General features: G+C 62.9%; 17 protein-coding genes and 1 tRNA gene. 11 read left to right on the forward strand and 7 right to left on the reverse strand.

The genetic code is table 11. The annotated features are described in order from the left end of the window. Positions 1-22 precede the first annotated feature (22 nt). Positions 23-1,276, forward strand: a complete 1,254-nt coding sequence (locus QTL95_RS15135) for a L,D-transpeptidase family protein (protein ID WP_289720779.1) — start codon at positions 23-25, stop codon at positions 1,274-1,276. Between the two features lie 4 nt (positions 1,277-1,280). Continuing rightward, positions 1,281-1,505 carry a sulfurtransferase TusA family protein gene (locus QTL95_RS15140; RefSeq protein WP_037182121.1) on the forward strand — a complete coding sequence of 75 codons (225 nt, stop codon included), beginning with the start codon at positions 1,281-1,283 and terminating at the stop codon, positions 1,503-1,505. 42 nt (positions 1,506-1,547) lie between these two features. Here QTL95_RS15140 and QTL95_RS15145 read toward each other — a convergent pair whose 3' ends face one another. Both QTL95_RS15145 and QTL95_RS15150 read right to left on the reverse strand, forming a co-directional pair. Then, positions 1,548-2,741, reverse strand: coding sequence for a CobW family GTP-binding protein (locus QTL95_RS15145; RefSeq protein WP_289720780.1), 1,194 nt, complete (start codon positions 2,739-2,741; stop codon positions 1,548-1,550). Between the two features lie 12 nt (positions 2,742-2,753). Beyond that, positions 2,754-3,872, reverse strand: a complete 1,119-nt coding sequence (locus QTL95_RS15150; RefSeq protein ID WP_289720781.1) for a D-alanyl-D-alanine carboxypeptidase family protein — start codon at positions 3,870-3,872, stop codon at positions 2,754-2,756. Positions 3,873-4,025: 153 nt separating this feature from the next. On the opposite strand from QTL95_RS15150, the gene QTL95_RS15155 reads away from it, so the two are divergent. The 5 genes from QTL95_RS15155 (at position 4,026) to QTL95_RS15175 (ending at position 6,326) form a co-directional block, all read left to right on the forward strand. Next, positions 4,026-5,189, forward strand: a complete 1,164-nt coding sequence (locus QTL95_RS15155; protein ID WP_289720782.1) for a M20 aminoacylase family protein — start codon at positions 4,026-4,028, stop codon at positions 5,187-5,189. 66 nt (positions 5,190-5,255) lie between these two features. Continuing rightward, a tRNA-Arg gene (locus QTL95_RS15160) sits at positions 5,256-5,332 on the forward strand. A 164-nt stretch (positions 5,333-5,496) separates the two neighbouring features. Then, entirely contained in the window at positions 5,497-5,778 is a 282-nt protein-coding gene (locus tag QTL95_RS15165; protein ID WP_289720783.1) for a hypothetical protein, read from the forward strand. A 128-nt stretch (positions 5,779-5,906) separates the two neighbouring features. Next, positions 5,907-6,074, forward strand: a complete 168-nt coding sequence (locus QTL95_RS15170) for a Thivi_2564 family membrane protein (RefSeq protein WP_156114606.1) — start codon at positions 5,907-5,909, stop codon at positions 6,072-6,074. Positions 6,075-6,173: 99 nt separating this feature from the next. Beyond that, positions 6,174-6,326: a hypothetical protein gene (locus QTL95_RS15175; RefSeq protein ID WP_289720784.1), complete on the forward strand. Its 153-nt coding sequence runs from the start codon at positions 6,174-6,176 to the stop codon at positions 6,324-6,326. Positions 6,327-6,341: 15 nt separating this feature from the next. On the opposite strand, the gene QTL95_RS15180 is transcribed toward QTL95_RS15175, so the two are convergent. After that, positions 6,342-6,998 (reverse strand): hypothetical protein, encoded by a 657-nt coding sequence (locus QTL95_RS15180; protein WP_289720785.1) that lies wholly within the window; start codon positions 6,996-6,998, stop codon positions 6,342-6,344. Positions 6,999-7,340: 342 nt separating this feature from the next. Between QTL95_RS15180 and dxr the strand changes: the two genes are divergently transcribed. Beyond that, positions 7,341-8,534 (forward strand): 1-deoxy-D-xylulose-5-phosphate reductoisomerase, encoded by a 1,194-nt coding sequence (dxr, locus tag QTL95_RS15185; RefSeq protein ID WP_289720786.1) that lies wholly within the window; start codon positions 7,341-7,343, stop codon positions 8,532-8,534. A gap of 738 nt (positions 8,535-9,272) precedes the next feature. Here dxr and hemA read toward each other — a convergent pair. Next, on the reverse strand, positions 9,273-10,487 hold the full coding sequence (gene hemA / locus QTL95_RS15190; protein WP_289720787.1) for a 5-aminolevulinate synthase: 1,215 nt from the start codon (positions 10,485-10,487) through the stop codon (positions 9,273-9,275). Between hemA and QTL95_RS15195 the strand changes: the two genes are divergently transcribed. After that, positions 10,401-10,601 (forward strand): hypothetical protein, encoded by a 201-nt coding sequence (locus QTL95_RS15195; RefSeq protein ID WP_289720872.1) that lies wholly within the window; start codon positions 10,401-10,403, stop codon positions 10,599-10,601. The two genes, hemA and QTL95_RS15195, sit on opposite strands and share 87 nt — an antisense overlap. Positions 10,602-10,679: 78 nt before the next feature. Here the strand turns inward: QTL95_RS15195 and QTL95_RS15200 are convergent, their stop codons facing one another. The 3 genes from QTL95_RS15200 to QTL95_RS15210 all read right to left on the reverse strand — a co-directional run bounded on the left by QTL95_RS15200 (position 10,680) and on the right by QTL95_RS15210 (position 14,407). Continuing rightward, a complete protein-coding gene (locus QTL95_RS15200; RefSeq protein WP_289720788.1) occupies positions 10,680-11,477 on the reverse strand; it encodes an FAD binding domain-containing protein in 798 nt (265 codons plus the stop codon). 13 nt (positions 11,478-11,490) lie between these two features. Next, positions 11,491-13,836, reverse strand: coding sequence for a xanthine dehydrogenase family protein molybdopterin-binding subunit (locus QTL95_RS15205; protein WP_289720789.1), 2,346 nt, complete (start codon positions 13,834-13,836; stop codon positions 11,491-11,493). 79 nt (positions 13,837-13,915) lie between these two features. After that, positions 13,916-14,407 carry a (2Fe-2S)-binding protein gene (locus QTL95_RS15210; RefSeq protein WP_289720790.1) on the reverse strand — a complete coding sequence of 164 codons (492 nt, stop codon included), beginning with the start codon at positions 14,405-14,407 and terminating at the stop codon, positions 13,916-13,918. A gap of 284 nt (positions 14,408-14,691) precedes the next feature. Between QTL95_RS15210 and QTL95_RS15215 the strand changes: the two genes are divergently transcribed. Both QTL95_RS15215 and QTL95_RS15220 read left to right on the forward strand, forming a co-directional pair. Then, complete coding sequence (locus tag QTL95_RS15215) at positions 14,692-14,949, forward strand: YMGG-like glycine zipper-containing protein (RefSeq protein ID WP_289720791.1); 258 nt, start codon at positions 14,692-14,694, stop codon at positions 14,947-14,949. A 170-nt stretch (positions 14,950-15,119) separates the two neighbouring features. Next, a complete protein-coding gene (locus tag QTL95_RS15220; RefSeq protein ID WP_289720792.1) occupies positions 15,120-17,048 on the forward strand; it encodes an autotransporter assembly complex protein TamA in 1,929 nt (642 codons plus the stop codon). Positions 17,049-17,074 lie beyond the last annotated feature (26 nt).

Here is a 17,074-nt window from a genome sequence, read left to right on the forward strand (position 1 = left end):
TCTCGTAAATGGGCTAGTTTGAATGCGCATTCGTCATTTTGCCTACGTCTCGCTGATCGCGCTGGCTCTGACCGGCTGCAATGACGCGTTGGACACGACGCAGATCGATCTGTCGAGCGTCAAGAACAAGGTCGAGCAGCCTCTGCCGCCGCGCATCCTGAACGCGATGGCCGCCAAGGGCATGGACCGCAATTCGCCGATCCTGATCCGCATCTTCAAGGAAGAAGGCCAGCTCGAGGTCTGGAAGGCGAAGACGGACAACCGCTTCGACAAGATCGCCGACTACAAGATCTGCGCCTGGTCGGGCCGCCTCGGCCCGAAGGTGAAGCAGGGCGACCGGCAGGCGCCGGAAGGTTTCTACAACCTCACCCGCGCCAACCTGAACCCGAATTCCAAATATTATCTCGCCATCAACACCGGCTTCCCGAACAAGTACGACGCCGTCAACGGCCGCACCGGCACGGACCTGATGATCCACGGCGCCTGCTCGTCTTCGGGCTGCTATTCGATGACCGACCAGCAGGTGCTCGAGATCTACGCCTTCGCGCGCGACGCCTTCAAGGGCGGCCAGACCGGCGTGCAGCTCCAGGCCTTCCCTTTCCGGATGACGGCCGAGAACATGTTCAAGCACCGGATGAACGAGAACATCGACTTCTGGAAGATGCTGAAGGTCGGCTACGACAACTTCGAAGTCACCAAGCGTCCGCCCGACGTCAATGTCTGCGAGAAGAAATACGTCTTCAACCAGCAGTCTTCGGGCGCCTTCAGCCCGGCCGGCAAGTGCCCCGAAATGTCGACGCCGCCGGCGCTCGCCTCGGCGCTGTCGTCCTACCAGAAGACCTATGACCTCGCCTACACCCGCGCCTCGAAGGAATTCGACGGCATGGCCTGGTATGACCCCTCGGAAGCCGAGCGCAAGGCCGTTGTCGCCAAGACCCGCAAGGGCCGCGAACTGGCCTACGCACCGACAGGAACCTCGCTCGAGGCCGGCCGCATGATGAAGGTCGCCGATCTCGAAGGCATGGCCGCCGCCAAGACCGCGACCACGGTTGCATCCAACACGGCACCGACCGCAACGCCTGCGGCCGAAGCACCGGCTACGGCTGCGGCCACCGACGTCGCCCTCGTCAACCCGGCCTCCGTGCCCGTTCCGACGCCGAACCCGATGATGCCGCAGAGCAGCCAGCTCGCCACCGCCTACGCACCGGCCGAACAGGCTGAATCGGTCGAGGTGGCCTCCAAGAAGCCCTTCTGGAAGTTCTGGGGCAGGGACTGACGGCTTGACCGCGGTCCTTTACGACCTGCGCGGGCTGAAATGTCCGCTGCCCGTCATCAAGACACGCAAGAAGATCTCCTCCCTACCATCGGGAGCGCTGATCCGCGTCGAGACCACCGACCCGCTGGCGGGCATCGACATTCCCCATTTCTGCAACGAGGACGGCCACCAGCTGGTCGAAAGCGAAAAGACCGACACCGGCCACCGCTTCCTCATCCGCAAGGGCTGAAGCGCCTAACTCTGAAATCGTCAGAAACGCATGCCGGGAAGACTAAAAACGCATTCCCGGAACGGCGAGCGGATTGTCGTTCAGCGCCGCGCGATCGGGCGTATCTATGCGCGGCTTGCCGAGAAACGCGTCGAAGAGATCCTTCACGAAGGCCTCCGGCAGGTCCTTGGTGATCATCACCATGCGGGTGCGCTTGTCGCTGGCGTCGGGCCATGCCGGAAGCCGGGTCGGCGCGTGGAAGATGTTCTGCACGCCATGCAGCACGACGGGTCGCTCCGGCCGATCCGAGACCGCGATGATCGCCTTCACCCGTAGCAGCTTTTCGCCGTGCGCCGAGCGCAGGAGATCGATGAACATGTCGAGCGCCATCGGATCGATCGGCTTCTCCTCGATGATCGAGAAGGAACGGATCGACGCATCGTGACGGTTCACGTCATGCGGGTTCTGGTCGTCGTGGCCATGGTGATGATGGTGAGCATGATCGTGACCGTGATGATGGCCATGGCCATGGCCATGGTCGTGCCCATGATCGTCGTCGTGATGATGATGCGCCTCGTGCTCGTCCTCGTCGCGCAGCCAGCGGCCGACATCGGCGATCTTCGTCGCCGGATCGTAGAGCCCGTTTACCAGCAGCTTCGCCGTGCCGGTTTCGGCATCGTCGGCATCCATGATCGCGGCACGCGGATTGAGCGCCCGCAGCCGCGCTTCCAGCGCGTCGCGAACGTCGGCCGATGCCATCGACGCCTTCGAGATGATCAGCCGGTCGGCCACGGCCGCCTGCCGCACCGCCTCCTCGTGATTGTCGAGCGTCTGTGACCCGTTGACCGCATCGACCACGGTCACGACACCATCCAGCTCGAAGCTGTCGGCGATGACGGGATTGCCCATGATCGCCTGCATGACCGGCGCCGGATCGGCAAGCCCCGTGGTTTCGATCACGACCCGCTTCACTGCCTTGACGCGGCCTGTCTGCACCGCATCCATCAGGTTGGCGAGCGTATCCACCAGCTCGCCGCGCACCGTGCAGCACAGGCAGCCGTCGGAAAGCTCGATGATCGCGTCACCCGAGCTCTCGACCAGCAGGTGATCGATGCCGACATCGCCGAACTCGTTGATGATGACGGCCGCGTCCTTCATCTCGGTATCCTTGAGGATCCGGTTGAGAAGCGTCGATTTGCCGGCGCCGAGAAAGCCGGTCAGGATGGTGACCGGAATTCGATCGGGAAGAGCGCTCATGTCGATATGACCTTAGAACGAGGTCGGACGCGGCATCGGCACGGGAATGTTAGCGGTGTCGCCAACGCCGACCGTAGCCACCTTGTCGGGCTGCGGCTCCTCCTGACCGGGGATGAGGCCCGCATAGACGAAGTTCGGCTCGCGAGTCATTTGCTGGATATAGGGCGAATGGATCTTCATCCGGCCCACTTCGTCGCGGGTTTCGCTGCGGATCTTGGCGCCCTTGGCGCTGCAGATCTCGGCGGTGATATCGGCGACCTCAGGGGTTTCGCCATAGGGTTTAAGCGTGCCGAGCGTGTCCGTGGCCGGAAACTGCGTGGTGAAGCCGCGCTGCAGCATGTCGGCGGAGGCATCCGCGCGGGCTGCGAGGCTATCGGTGCCGAGCACGACGGAAACAAGCGTGCGGCCGTCGCGCGTCGCCGAACTGATCTGGTTGAAACCGGATGCGCAGATGAAGCCGGTCTTCATCCCGTCGGCACCGGCGAAGCGGCCGATCAGCATGTTGATGGCGGGGATGTTCTGCTTGCCCGTGGTGATGCCCTCGACCGAGAAATAGCCGGCATATTGCGGAAAGTCGCGGCGCAGCGCCACCGACAGGATCGCCAGATCGCGCGCCGTCGTGTACTGGCCCTTGCCGGGCAGGCCGTTCGGGTTGACGAAATGAGAATCCGTCATGCCGAGCTTGGCGGCTTCGGCGTTCATCCGGAGCACAAAGCCCTCCTGGGTGCCGCCTACCGCTTCCGCCACGGCCACCGCGACATCGTTGGCAGACTTCACGATCAGGATCTTCAGCGCGCTGTCGAGCGTCAGCTTCTGGCCGGGCTTGAAATACATCTTGGCCGGCGGCTGCGCGGCGGCGCGCTTGCTCATGACGATAGGGGTATCGACGCTGATCTGGCCGGAGCGGATCGCGTCGAAGGTGGTGTAGATCGTCATCAGCTTGGTCAGCGACGCCGGATACCACTTGCGGAACGCGTCCTCGTGCTCCAGCACGCGACCGCTCTGCACATCCACCAGGATGTGCGGGTTGGCATAGGCCTGCGACACGCCTGCAAAGGCGATGGCGGCTGCGGAAGCTGCGATTGAGAGCGGCCGCATGGCGGCAAACAGGCGATTTTGGCGCGTCGACACGGTTTGTCCTCAAAGATGTCGGGGTGTCTCGAAAGTTTCCCCTATTTAACGTATATGGCCATGACATGGCAAAGGTCATTGACTAACTTATTTCCGCGGCATGGTGTCTCCTTTCATTCGACACCGCCGTTTCGATTTCAAGGGAAAGCACGCATGCCGATTTTGAACAGAGCCGCCGAACTTCAGGACGAAGTGACAGAATGGCGCCGGCACATCCATGAGCGCCCGGAACTGCTCTTCGCCGTCGAGAACACCGCGGCCTTCGTCGCCGAAAAGCTCAAGGAATTCGGCGTCGACGAAATCGTCACCGGCATCGGCCGCACCGGGGTCGTCGGCGTCATCAGGGGCAAGGGCGAGGGCAGCCGTGCCATCGGCCTGCGCGCCGACATGGACGCGCTGCCGCTGACGGAGATCTCCGGCAAGCCCTGGGCCTCGACAACGCCTGGCAAGATGCACGCCTGCGGCCATGACGGCCACACCGCCATGCTTCTCGGCGCCGCCAAGTACCTCGCCGAAACCCGCAATTTCAATGGCAGCGTCGCGGTCATCTTCCAGCCCGCCGAAGAGGGCGGCGCCGGTGGCGACCTCATGGTCAAGGACGGCATGATGGAGCGCTTCGGCATCGAGGAAGTCTACGGCATGCACAACCTGCCGGGTCTGCCCGTCGGCCAGTTCGCCACCCGCAAGGGTCCGATCATGGCAGCGACCGACGAGTTCACCGTGACCGTAAAGGGCCGCGGCGGGCACGCCGCGCAGCCGAACCGCACCATCGATCCGATCGCCATTGCCACCCAGATCATCACCAACCTGCAGATGATCGCATCACGCAATGTCGATCCGCTGCGCTCGGTCGTCGTCTCCGTCACCAAGTTCAACGCCGGCTTTGCCCACAACGTCATCCCCAACGACGCGACCTTCGCCGGCACCGTGCGCACGCTCGACGAAGCCGTGCGCGATCAGGCCGAGAGCCGCTTCCGCCAGATCGTCGACGGCATCGCCGCCGCCCATGAGGCGCAGGCCGAGATCAATTTTCACCGCAACTATCCGGTCACCTCGAACCACGCCGACGAGACCGTGCACGCGATCGACGTCGCGCGCGACATCGCCGGCGCCAGCAACGTCAATCCCGAGATCGATCCGATGATGGGCGGCGAGGACTTCTCCTATATGCTGATCGCCCGCCCCGGCGCCTTCATCTTCATCGGCAACGGCGACACCGCGGGCCTCCACAACCCCGCCTACGACTTCAACGACGAAGCCATCGCCCACGGCATCTCCTACTGGGTCCGCCTCGCCGAACAACGCCTCGGCGCCTGAGCCGGACAAACGCGCGTAAAAGAGGCTTGGCTAAACGCCAAGCCTTTTGTATGGATGGCTCTAAGTGGTCCCGTAGCTCAGCAGGATAGAGCATCAGATTCCTAATCTGAGGGTCACGCGTTCGAATCGCGTCGGGATCACCATTTTTTCGATAACCTCGTCAATATTTCACGGCATGCCGCGAACCTGTCGCGCCGATTTTCACCAATTTACGTCGTTTTCTGCGACTTACGATTGTCTGTTAGGCATACCTTGCAACATGCGGCACGGTCTGCCACGTTCTCTCAATCAAACGGCGGAGGAAAAGTTGGCGAAAATTCTGCAGATCATCGGTGTGCTTATCGTGTTGGCCGTCCTGATAGCGCTACTTTTCCTCGTGGCTATCGGGAGCAGCGCGTCGGTTTTGTTCGTAGCACTGCCTTGGGCCATTCCGTCAATCGTGTGCGGGATTCTTATAGCGGCGTTCGGATCGATGCTCGAACAACTTGTCGCCATCCGCCTGACTGCGGAGAAGCAGACCGCCATACTCGAAGAAATCGCTCACCCTCAGCCAAGGATGGGCGCTGTTTCTCGATCCGACCGGGGCTAAGGGGCTCTGTCAAACCAGCCGTCGAGCCACTGCCATCGGCCACTTGCGCGGCCCCCCTTCCCTTTCCCGGTTCGCCCCTTAGTTAACCCCTCGTGTCGAAAGACTTTTTCGAAAAGGAGTGGGGATATATGGGTGCATCCATATTGATTGGAATTCTGATCACCTTTCTGGTGATCGTTCTGGTTCTGTATCTGGTTCAACGCCTGCCGATCGACGCGCGTGCGCGCCAGATCGTGCAGATCATCGTCATCATCATCGGCATTGTCTCGCTGCTGAAATATCTCGCGGTATTCTGACCTCTCGGGCCCGGCGAAAGCCGGGCCTTTTCGCATGCGCCTCCGGCCGGAACCTTCGGCAAATCCCGGCGTTAAGCTGGAAATAGAGGAGTGCTCGCCATGCGCATGAAACTGACCTTGCTGGCAGTGACCTATCTCATCGTCAGCGGCGTTCTGATCGCCACCACCTACAGGGCCACCGGCCCGATCACCACGCCCAAGACCGACCGCGCCGCTGCCACATCCTTCCTGGTCGAGCGCTTCGCCGGCTGAGTGTGCCTGTCGCCGCTACCAGGTAATGTTGTAGTTCAGCCTGATGTTGCCTGATCGGTCCGCCGATCCGGGATCGTTCACAGTCGCGGTGAGATCAAGGTTCGGCACGATATTCTGGCTGACGACGAGCGAACTCGTGAACGCGCTGCTCACATTGTTGAAATTTGCCCCCGCCGAAACCGATGTGCCCGTCCATGGTTGAATGAGCTTCAGCGCCTGCGACGTCGTCACCGACGTCTGGCGCGTATCCACCGGATCATAGCTGACATTGACGGAGCGCGTAGTCTGCATGTCGAGCGAATCGGAGAATATCCAGCTTCGCGAGCGGCTGAGCATCAGCGAGGCCGTGGCGCGCAGCGTATCGACGCGCACGCTGGCTGCCTGTTCGACGCGTGCGGCCGGCGTGACGCCTACCTTGCTGATCCGCCCCCACAAAGCCGCCTGCTCGCTGTCAGGCACCAGCGCGCCGCTTCGCGTCGAGGCAAGCCCGATATCGGCGCCGGCGCTGGTTTCCCATGCCATCGGCAGGCGAAAGCCCATCGTCGCCTTGTAGGAACGGTCGGAGACCTTCACCGGCGTCCAGATCACGAGATTGTCGGCACGGGCATCGGTCCCCACCGCAACGGACAAAGGTGCAATCAATAAAAGCAATGAACTGAGCGTCGTTCTCATGGGGCTGCCGTCCCTTGGTAACGTGTGACGTAAATCTGAGACGCGCGGAAAAGCTTTCCTGGAACCCCACATGGCGTCCCGACGTCTCGTTGCTGGTTTTGAACTGGCGTCCGGGTCAATGCCCGAAACACCGTGCGGACACGCCCTGGCGTATCCCGCCCGCCATGTAATCCGCCCAACGGGCGACGGCGGCACGATCGGTTGCAATGCACTAAGGATCACATCCAAGCGCCGTCTTGTAAACCCTCGGCCGCCAAAAATCTGCTGCACCGCACACTTGCCGCCCCCTTAAATCCCTTGTAGAGCCGGAGGCAAAAGCAGGAATTTTTGGCGAAATCCTTGATGACATCAGGCAGAAAAGCGCCGCGGCGCCTCAGCATCTTCGGCTCCACCGGCTCGATCGGGCAGAATACGCTCGACGTCGTGCAACAGCTGGGTGGACGTGAGAATTATGAAATTCTTGCCGTCACCGGCAACGACAATGTCGATCTCCTGGCCGAGCAGGCGAAATCCGTGGGCGCCCGGCTTGCCGTCACCGCCAACGCCGAGCGCTACGACGCCTTGAAGGCAGCTCTTGCAGGCAGCGGCATTACCCCCGCCGCCGGCGTCTCGGGGCTGGCGGAAGCCGCCGATATGGATGCCGACTGGGTGATGGCCTCGATCGTCGGCACAGCGGGGCTTCAGCCGACGCTCTCGGCCGCGCGCATGGGCGCCACGATCGCGCTTGCCAACAAGGAATGCCTGGTATCCGCCGGCGATCTCTTCGTCGACGCCGTGCGCAAGGGCGGCGGCCAGTTGATCCCGGTCGACAGCGAACACAGCGCCATCTTCCAGTCGCTCGACGAGGACCAGCGCCACGCTGTCGAGCGGATCATCCTGACGGCCTCCGGCGGCCCCTTCCGCACATGGTCACGCGCCGAAATGGCCAATGTTACCGCCGCCGTCGCCCGCGCCCACCCGAACTGGTCGATGGGCCTGAAGATCTCGATCGGCAGCGCCTCGATGTTCAACAAGGCGCTGGAGATGATCGAGGCCAAGCACCTCTTCGACATCAGGCCGGACCAGATCGAGGTCATCGTCCATCCGCAGTCGGTCATCCATTCCATGGTCGGCTATACCGATGGCTCCGTCATCGCCCAGCTCGGCAGCCCGGATATGCGCACCGCCATCGGCTATGCGCTGGAATATCCGCAGCGCCCGGCGCTGAATGTCGAGCGCCTGGATTTCGCCAGGCTGTCGCGGCTCGATTTCGAAGCCCCCGACGAACAGCGCTTCCCGGCCCTGCGCCTTGCGCGCGTGGCGCTCGAACGCGGCGGCCTGCAGGGCGCGATCATGAATGCCGCCGAGGAAGTCGCCTTCCACGCCTTCGTCGAGGAACGGATCGGCTTCCTGGAAATGGCCGATATCGCCGAGGCGGTGATGGACCTGATGATCTCGACCGGCGCTGCCTCCAGCATGGACGACGTCTTCGCCGCCGACGCCGAAGCCCGTCACCGCGCCACCGAGCTGGTGGCGACCCGGGACAAGGCTGCGTGAGGATCTGATTAGCCGGCTAATGACACTGAGTTCAGCGACGGCGACTAAGACGAAAAAAAAGTCTTTACAATAGGTTAACGCCGCACGAACCACCCACTGCCGTCATGCTCGGCCTTGTGCCGAGCATCTGCCACCGCATCAACTTGCTGGACGTGAATGGACACTTGGTGAAACGGCTGACGCGGTTTAGCGGCGGAACGAGGGAAGCCACTGCCTCGGACGACCCCGCGTCACCCTTCCAGTCACGCCGCACCGTTGCATTCCCGGCTACGTGCTTAGATCCTCGGCTCAAGGCCGAGGATGACGCCGAAAGCGGGGAAAACGCAACCCGCCCAATAGGTTACCGCCGGCCGAGCCACCCACTGCCGTCATGCTCGGCTTTGTGCCGCGCATCTGCCACCGCATCAACTTGCTGGACGTGAATGGACACTTGCTGAGACGCTGACGCGGTTTGGTGGCGGAACGAGGGCAACCCCCTGTCTCGGACGACCCAGCATCACTCTTCCAGTCACGCCGCACCGTTGCATTCCCGGCCACGTGCTTAGATCCTCGGCTCAAGGCCGAGGATGACGCCGAGAGTGGGGAAAACATCGTCAATCCAATGAGTTAACGCCGCAAAGCCCCCTCCCGCGGACGTCATGCTCGGCCTTCTGCCGAGCATCTGCCAAGGACCCCACTCACTCGACGTGAGTGGACGCTTGGTGAGACCGAAAACGCGGGTAAACGATGGACGTCGCCCTACGCGACGTGCCGTGCCAGCGCGCAGCGCGACCACAGCGAATGCAGCGCGCCGACCAGATGCTCGATATCGGCATCGGTGTGCAGCGGGGTGGGCGTGATGCGCAGGCGTTCAGTCTTCTTCGGCACCGTCGGATAGTTGATCGGCTGCACGTAGACGCCGCAATTGTCGAGCAGCAGGTCGGAGATCCACTTGCACTTGGCCGCATCGCCGACCATGACAGGCACGATATGGCTCGGGTTCGGCATGTGCGGAATGCCGGCCTGATCGAGGGCGGCGCGCAGCATGCGGACGCGGTCCTGATGGCGGGCGCGCTCGAAGGGGCTGACCTTCAGGTGCTGGATCGAGGCCACGGCACCGGCGGCGAGCGCCGGCGGCAGCGCCGTGGTGAAGATGAAGCCGGAGGCGAACGAGCGGATGAAGTCGCAGAGCGCAGTGGACGCGGCGATATAGCCACCCATGACGCCGAACGCCTTGCCGAGCGTGCCCTCGATCACGGTCAGGCGATCCATCAGCCCTTCGCGCTCGGCGATGCCGCCGCCGCGCGGGCCGTACATGCCCACCGCATGCACTTCGTCGAGATAGGTCATGGCGCCGTACTTGTCGGCGAGGTCGCAGATTTCCTTGATCGGCGCGATATCGCCGTCCATCGAATAGACGCTTTCGAACGCGATCATTTTCGGCGCCTTCGGATCGGCGGCGGCAAGCTTGGCCTCAAGATCCTTGACGTCATTGTGCTTCCAGATGACCTTTTCGCACTTCGCATAGCGAATGCCCTCGATCATCGAAGCGTGGTTCAGCGCGTCGGAGAAGATGATCAATCCGGGGATCTTGGCGCCAAGCGTGCCGAGAGCCGCCCAGTTGGAAACGTAGCCCGAGGTGAAGACCAGGGCTGATTCCTTGCCGTGCAGATCGGCGAGTTCCTGCTCGAGCAGAACATGGTAGTGCGTGGTGCCAGAAATATTCCGGGTGCCTCCCGCACCCGCGCCACAGTGATCGATGGCGTTCTTCATGGCTTCTACGACCTTGGGGTTCTGGCCCATGCCGAGATAGTCGTTGGAACACCAGACCGTCACGTCCTTCGGTCCATCCGCCGTATGGCGTGTGGCGCGCGGGAAATTGCCACGATGACGCTCAAGATCGGCAAAAACGCGATAGCGGCCTTCCGAATGAAGGCCATCCAGCTCGTTTTTGAAAAACGCTTCGAAATCCATAGTCTGCTCCAGTATCGTGCAAGCGTTTTTGCCAACCGCGGCCCGCACGTCAACCCTTTGCGCCCGCAATACCGCCGACTGCGGCAAAAGGCGCATAGGTTTGAATTGTTTTAATTCGAAACTGGCGGCTCTCACAAGGGCGCATTGCCGCTCGCGGGGCGTAACCCTCCCCCGCGAGCGGTCACGATGATGTCAGCCGGCCTCGGCGACAGCGCGCTTGGCCATCACCTTCACGAGGTTGGCACGGTATTCCGCCGTCGCGTGCAGGTCCGACATCAACCCGGAGGGATCGACGGTAACGCCCGATATCGCGGCCGGCGACCAGTTGGCCGAGAGCGCCTGCTCCATGCCGGAATGCCGGAACACGCCGTCCGCTCCGGCACCCGTCACCGCCACCCTGACGCCGCCGGCTCCCTTGGCCACGAACACGCCGGTCATGGCGTAGCGCGAGGCCGGATTGCGGAACTTCGTATAGGCCGCCTTTTCGGGCGCCACGAAGCGCAGCGCCGTGATCAGTTCGCCATCGTCGAGTGCCGTCTCGAACAGACCAGTGAAGAAATCGTCCGCCGCGATCTCGCGCTTGTTGGTCACGATGCGGGCGTCGAGCGCCAGCATCGCCGCCGGATAGTCGGCCGCGGGATCGTTGTTGGCGACCGATCCGCCGATCGTCCCCATGTGGCGGACATGCGGATCGCCGATCACGCCGGCGAGCGTGCAGATCGCCGGGCAGACGGCAGCGAGCGCCGAGGACGCCGCCACCTCCGCATGCGTCGTCGCCGCCCCGATCGTCACGCTGCGGCCTTCGACCTTGATGCCGCCGAGATCAGGAATATGCCGGAGATCGACGAGGTCGCTCGGCGCCGCAAGCCGCTGCTTCATCGTGGCGATCAGCGTCATGCCGCCGGAGACATACTTGCCTTCCGATGTGCCTGAAAGCATCGTTACGGCCTCGTTCACGGAAGAGGCGCGGTGGTAGCTGGTCTCATACATCCTCGTTCCTCCCTTAGAGAACCGCGCGTGCCGCCATCCACACCTTCTGCGGCGTGGCGGGCATGGTCAGCATGTTGTTGCCGATGGCATCGGTGATGGCGTTGATCAGCGCCGGCGGCGAGCCAATGGCGCCCGCCTCGCCGCATCCCTTGATCCCCAGCGGATTGCTCGGCGAGGGTGTCGTCTGGTGCGAGAGCTTGAACGACGGCAGGTCCTCGGCGCGCGGCATGGCGTAATCCATGAAGCTCGCGGTCAGCAGCTGGCCGTTCTCGTCGTAATGCACGCCCTCCAGCAGCGCCTGGCCGATCCCCTGCGTGATGCCGCCATGCACCTGTCCCTCGACGATCATCGGGTTGATGATATTGCCGAAGTCGTCGGCCGCGACGAACTGGACGATCTCGGTCCTGCCCGTTTCCGGGTCAACCTCGACCTCGCAGATGTAACAGCCGGCCGGGAAGGTGAAGTTGGAGGGGTCGTAGAACGCAGTCTCCTTCAGCCCCGGCTCCATTCCCCCCGGCAGGTTGTGCGCCGTATAGGCGGCAAGCGCTACCTGGAACCAGGGCAGCGCCTTGTCGGTACCCGCCACTTTCAGCTCGCCGTTCTCGATCACGATATCGCTTTCGTCGGCCTCCATCAGGTGGGCGGCGATCTTCTTGGCCTTCGCCTCCACCTTGTCGAGCGCCTTGACCACGGCCGACATGCCGACCGCGCCGGAGCGCGAGCCGTAGGTGCCCATGCCCATCTGCACCTTGTCGGTATCGCCGTGCACGATCGAGACGCTGCCGATCGGCACGCCGAGGCGATCGGCCACAAGCTGCGCGAAGGTGGTTTCGTGCCCCTGCCCATGGCTGTGCGAGCCGGTGAGCACCTCGATGGTGCCGACCGCGTTGACCCGGACCTCGGCCGATTCCCATAGGCCGACCCCGGCGCCGAGCGATCCCACCGCCTGCGACGGCGCGATGCCGCAGGCCTCGATGTAGCAACTCATGCCGATGCCGCGCTTCATGCCGCGCTGCGCGGCCTCCGCCTTGCGGTCGGCAAAGCCGCTCCAGTCCGCCTGCTGCATGGCCGCATCAAGCGACGCCTCGTAGTCGCCTGCGTCATAGTTCATGATGACAGGGGTTTGATGCGGGAAGGAGCGGATGAAGTTCTTGCGCCTGAGTTCCGCCGGCGAGATGCCGAGCTCGCGCGCCGCCGTTTCCATCGTTCGTTCGAGCAGATAGGTCGCCTCCGGTCGCCCGGCGCCGCGATAGGCATCGACAGGCACCGTATTGGTGTAGACGGTCCTGACATTGGCGTGGATGGCCGGGATATCGTACTGGCCCGACAGCAGCGTCGCGTAGAGATAGGTCGGCACCGCCGAGGAGAACAGCGACATGTAGGCGCCGAGATTGGCGATCGTGTCCACCTTCAGCCCGATGATGCGATGATCCGCGTCGAACGACATCTTCACCGTCGAGATATGGTCGCGGCCATGCGCGTCGGTCAGGAACGCCTCCGTCCGGTCGGACGTCCATTTCACCGGCACCCCTGTCTTCTTCGAAGCCCAGAGACAGACGATCTCCTCGGGGTAGATGTAGATCTTCGACCCGAACCCGCCGCCGACATCGGGCGCGATGACCCTGAGCTTGTTTTCGGGCGCCACGTTGTAGAAGGCGCTCATCACCAGCCGCGCGACATGCGGGTTCTGGCTCGTCGTGTAGCAGGTGTAATGGTCCTCGGCGGAATCGTAGATGCCAAGGGCCGCGCGCGGCTCCATGGCGTTGGGCGACAGGCGGTTGTTGCTGAGTTCGATCTCGGTGACATGCGCGGCACGCGCGATCGCCTCGTCGGTCGCCGCACCATCACCGATCTGCCAGTCGAAGATCAGGTTTCCGGGTGCGTTCGGATGGATCTGCGGCGCGCCCGGCTTCAGCGCGTCGACCGCCTCCACCACGACAGGCAGTTCCTCGTAGTCGACGACGACGGCCTCGGCCGCGTCGCGCGCCTCCGGCAGCGTATCGGCAACGACGATCGCCACCGCATCGCCGACATAGCGCACCGTCTCCGTCGCCAACGGCCGCCAGGCGCCCATGTTCATCGGCGAGCCGTCCTTCGAATGGATCATCCAGCCGCAGATCAGGTTGCCGATGCCATCGGCGAGCAACTGCTGGCCGTCGAGCACGTCAATGACCCCGGGCATCGCTTTCGCGGCCGACGCATCGATCCCGACGAGCCTGGCATGCGCGTGCGGACTGCGGACGAAATAGGCGAATTTCATGCCCGGCACGACCATGTCGTCGGTGTAGCGTCCCTTGCCGGTGAGGAACCGCTTGTCTTCCTTGCGCGCGACGCGTGCACCAATTCCTTCAACACCCATGGTGTCCTCCCTAAGGTTTCGGGCCTGGCATTTGCCAAAGGAAATGTCGTTCGGCAGTCAGCCAGACAATGCGGGAAAGCTATTCGGCCGCGTGTCGGGCCGCACCGTGCATCTGCTCGTTGGCTGACAGCACCGCCTTCACGATGTTGTGGTAGCCGGTGCATCGACAGATATTGCCGTCGAGTTCCAGGCGGACCGTCTTCTCGTCGAGGTCGCCGCCATGGCGGGAAATCATGTCGATCGCGGTCATCACCATGCCGGGCGTACAGAAGCCACACTGCAGGCCGTGATGCTCGTTAAACGCCGCCTGTACCGGATGCAGTTCGCCGCCCGCGGCGATGCCCTCGATCGTCGTCACCGAAGAGCCGGATGCCTGCACGGCAAGGATGGTACAGCTCTTCACGGACTTGCCGTCCAGATGGACGACGCAGGCGCCGCACTGGGTGGTGTCGCAGCCCACATGGGTGCCGGTCAGGCCAAGCTTTTCGCGAATGAAATGGACGAGAAGCGTGCGCTCTTCACAGTCGCCGCTCACCGTCCGGCCATTCACCGTCAGTGTCACTTTCGCCATGATTTCCTCCTCGTGCCTCCTCCAGGCACGGCCGATATCATTTGACGTTTTTGCTTTCGTAGCAACCACTACTTTAGGAAGTTTCCCTGAATTTCGCGTGTTCGTGCGATGCAATCCGGACGCCTCTGAAAGGCCCTTGATCGGCCCCTCGCGACCGGAAAAAGCTGGACTGCTCCATTTTGCGCCATAGTTTGCGGACTAGCTTGGCAAAAAAGAATCAAGGGACGGCCAGCGCCATCGCGCGCCAAACACCAGCGCCACCGGCGCCAAAACAGGAGACTATCATGAAGAAGATTGTTGCACTCGCCCTCATCGGCCTCGCGGTCGCCAGTTGCACGCCCACCCAGCAGGGTGCCGGCATCGGCGCGGCATCCGGCGCCGTCATTGGCGGAGCTGTAACCGGCAATGTCCGCGGCGCCGCCGTTGGTGCGGCGGTTGGCGGCGTTTCCGGCGCGCTCATCGGCCGTGTCGCCGAGCAGCCGGGCCAGTGCTACTACCGCGACCAGTACGGCCGCCGCTACATCGACGATTGCCGCGGCTGATCGTTCCAGCATGCTTCGAAATCCCGGGTTCGCGCCCGGGATTTTTCATTTTTTTCTACTAATTCAGCAATCAAGCGATTTAAAACGGTACACGAAATTGAATTTTGCCGCTAAGGTTGCCCCCGGCTGGGGACGACGAGCTTAATTCCAATGTAACCAAAAAGCGGCGGATGCAGATCAGAGGGAAGTCACCGAAAACGGGTATTGCGTATCGGCGAGCAGGCACTGTGATGGCGGTCGCGGCAGCGATCGCATGGTCGCCGGCACTCGTGTCCGATGCTTTTGCATTCAAGCTTTTCGGCATGACGTTCTTCGGCAAGGACGACGACGCGGCCGACCAGGTGCCCGATCCCGTTCGCTACGACGTGACGCTGACGACCGATGTCGTCGATCCCGATCTCAAGGAAGCCCTGGAAAACAGCTCGCGGCTGGTGGGCGACAAGGATCATCCGGTGTCCGGCGATCTCGGCGTCGTCGTCAAGGCGCGCGACGACCGAGAGCGCATCATCGCCGCCCTTTATGAAAAGGCCCGCTATGGCGGTGTCGTCACCATCACCGTCGACGGCAGGAACATCGACGATCTCCCGCCCAACCCGACCTTCAACCGCTCGAAGCCCGTTCCGGTCACCGTCAACGTTGCGGCCGGTCCCGTCTTCAAGGTGCGCGAGGTGCAGTTCGGCGGCGAAGCGGCGGATCGCAATCCCGCCGACTACGATCTGGCGCCCGGAGAAACCGCGGGATCGCTGACCATAATCAAGGCCGGCGACAAGATCGTCGAGCAATTAAAGGCCGAAGGCCGTCCGCTCGCCAAGCTCACCAAGCGCGAGGTGGTTGCCGATCACAAGACCGATACCGTCGATATCGTGCTCGCGGCCAACGGCGGTCCCGTCGCCCCGATCGGCGATGTCGGCGTCAGCGGCGCGAAGGTGGTGCGCTCCGATTTTATCCAGCGCTATTCCCGCCTGAAGAAGGGCGAAGCCTATTCGCCGGAAACGCTGAAGAAGGCCGGCGACCGCCTGCGCGCGCTCGGCACCTTCTCAAGCGTGACCATCCACGAATCCGAGACGCTGGCCGCCGACGGCACCTTGCCGATGACGATCGAGGTCTCCGAAGGCAAGCAGCGCTATTTCGGCGTCGGCGCACAATATTCCACCACCGACGGCTTCGGCCTGAATGGCTACTGGGGCCACCGCAACCTCTTCGGCGGCGCCGAATCGCTACGCGTCGAAGGTTCTGTCGGCCGTCTCGGCGAAACCCTCGATGCCGGCGATCTCGACTATTCGGCCGGCGTCACTTTCACCAAGCCAGGTATCTTCGTGCCCGAGGCGACGCTGATCGCCAGCGTGCTTGCCAAGACTGAGAACCCGGACGCCTACAATGCCAAGCTCGTCACCGCTTCGCTCGGCATCGCCTACGAGCTCAGCGACTACGACAAGCTTACCGGCGCTGGCGAAGTGAGCTGGGAACGCGACGACGACGCCTTCGGCGAGAACGACTACCTGACCTTCGCGGTACCGATCCAGTACGACCGGGACACGCGCGACAACAAGTTCGATCCGACCGAAGGCTATCGCGCCATGGCCAAGGTCACGCCAAGCTACGAGGCCTATAACGGCACCTTCTTCTCCGGCTTCGAAGGCTCGATCTCGGGCTACAAGGGGCTGGGTGCCGAAGACCGTATCGTTCTGGCCGCCAAACTCTCGGCCGGCGTTCTCGTCGGCGCCGACAATCTCGAGAACATTCCCGCCACCCGCCGCTTCTTTGCCGGCGGCGGCGGTTCCGTGCGCGGCTACGGCTACCAGGAAATTTCGCCCTACGATGCAGACAACGAGGCGACCGGCGGCGCCTCCTACGTCACGGCGTCCTTCGAGACGCGATTGAAGATCACCGATACGATCGGCATCGTGCCATTCCTCGACGTCGGCACGGTTTCGGCCGACATGGTGCCCGATTTTTCGGATATAAAGATGGGCGCCGGCATCGGCATTCGCTACGCCACGCCGTTCGGGCCGCTGCGGCTTGATTTCGCCGTCCCGCTCAACAAGTACGAGAACGGCACGGAATACGGCATCTATGCCGGTATCGGCCAGTCATTCTAGGGCCGCGAGGCCTTCGGGCCGTGCGC

Source organism: Rhizobium sp. S152, assembly GCF_030380735.1.
In the GTDB taxonomy this organism is placed as follows: Bacteria; Pseudomonadota; Alphaproteobacteria; order Rhizobiales; family Rhizobiaceae; genus Rhizobium.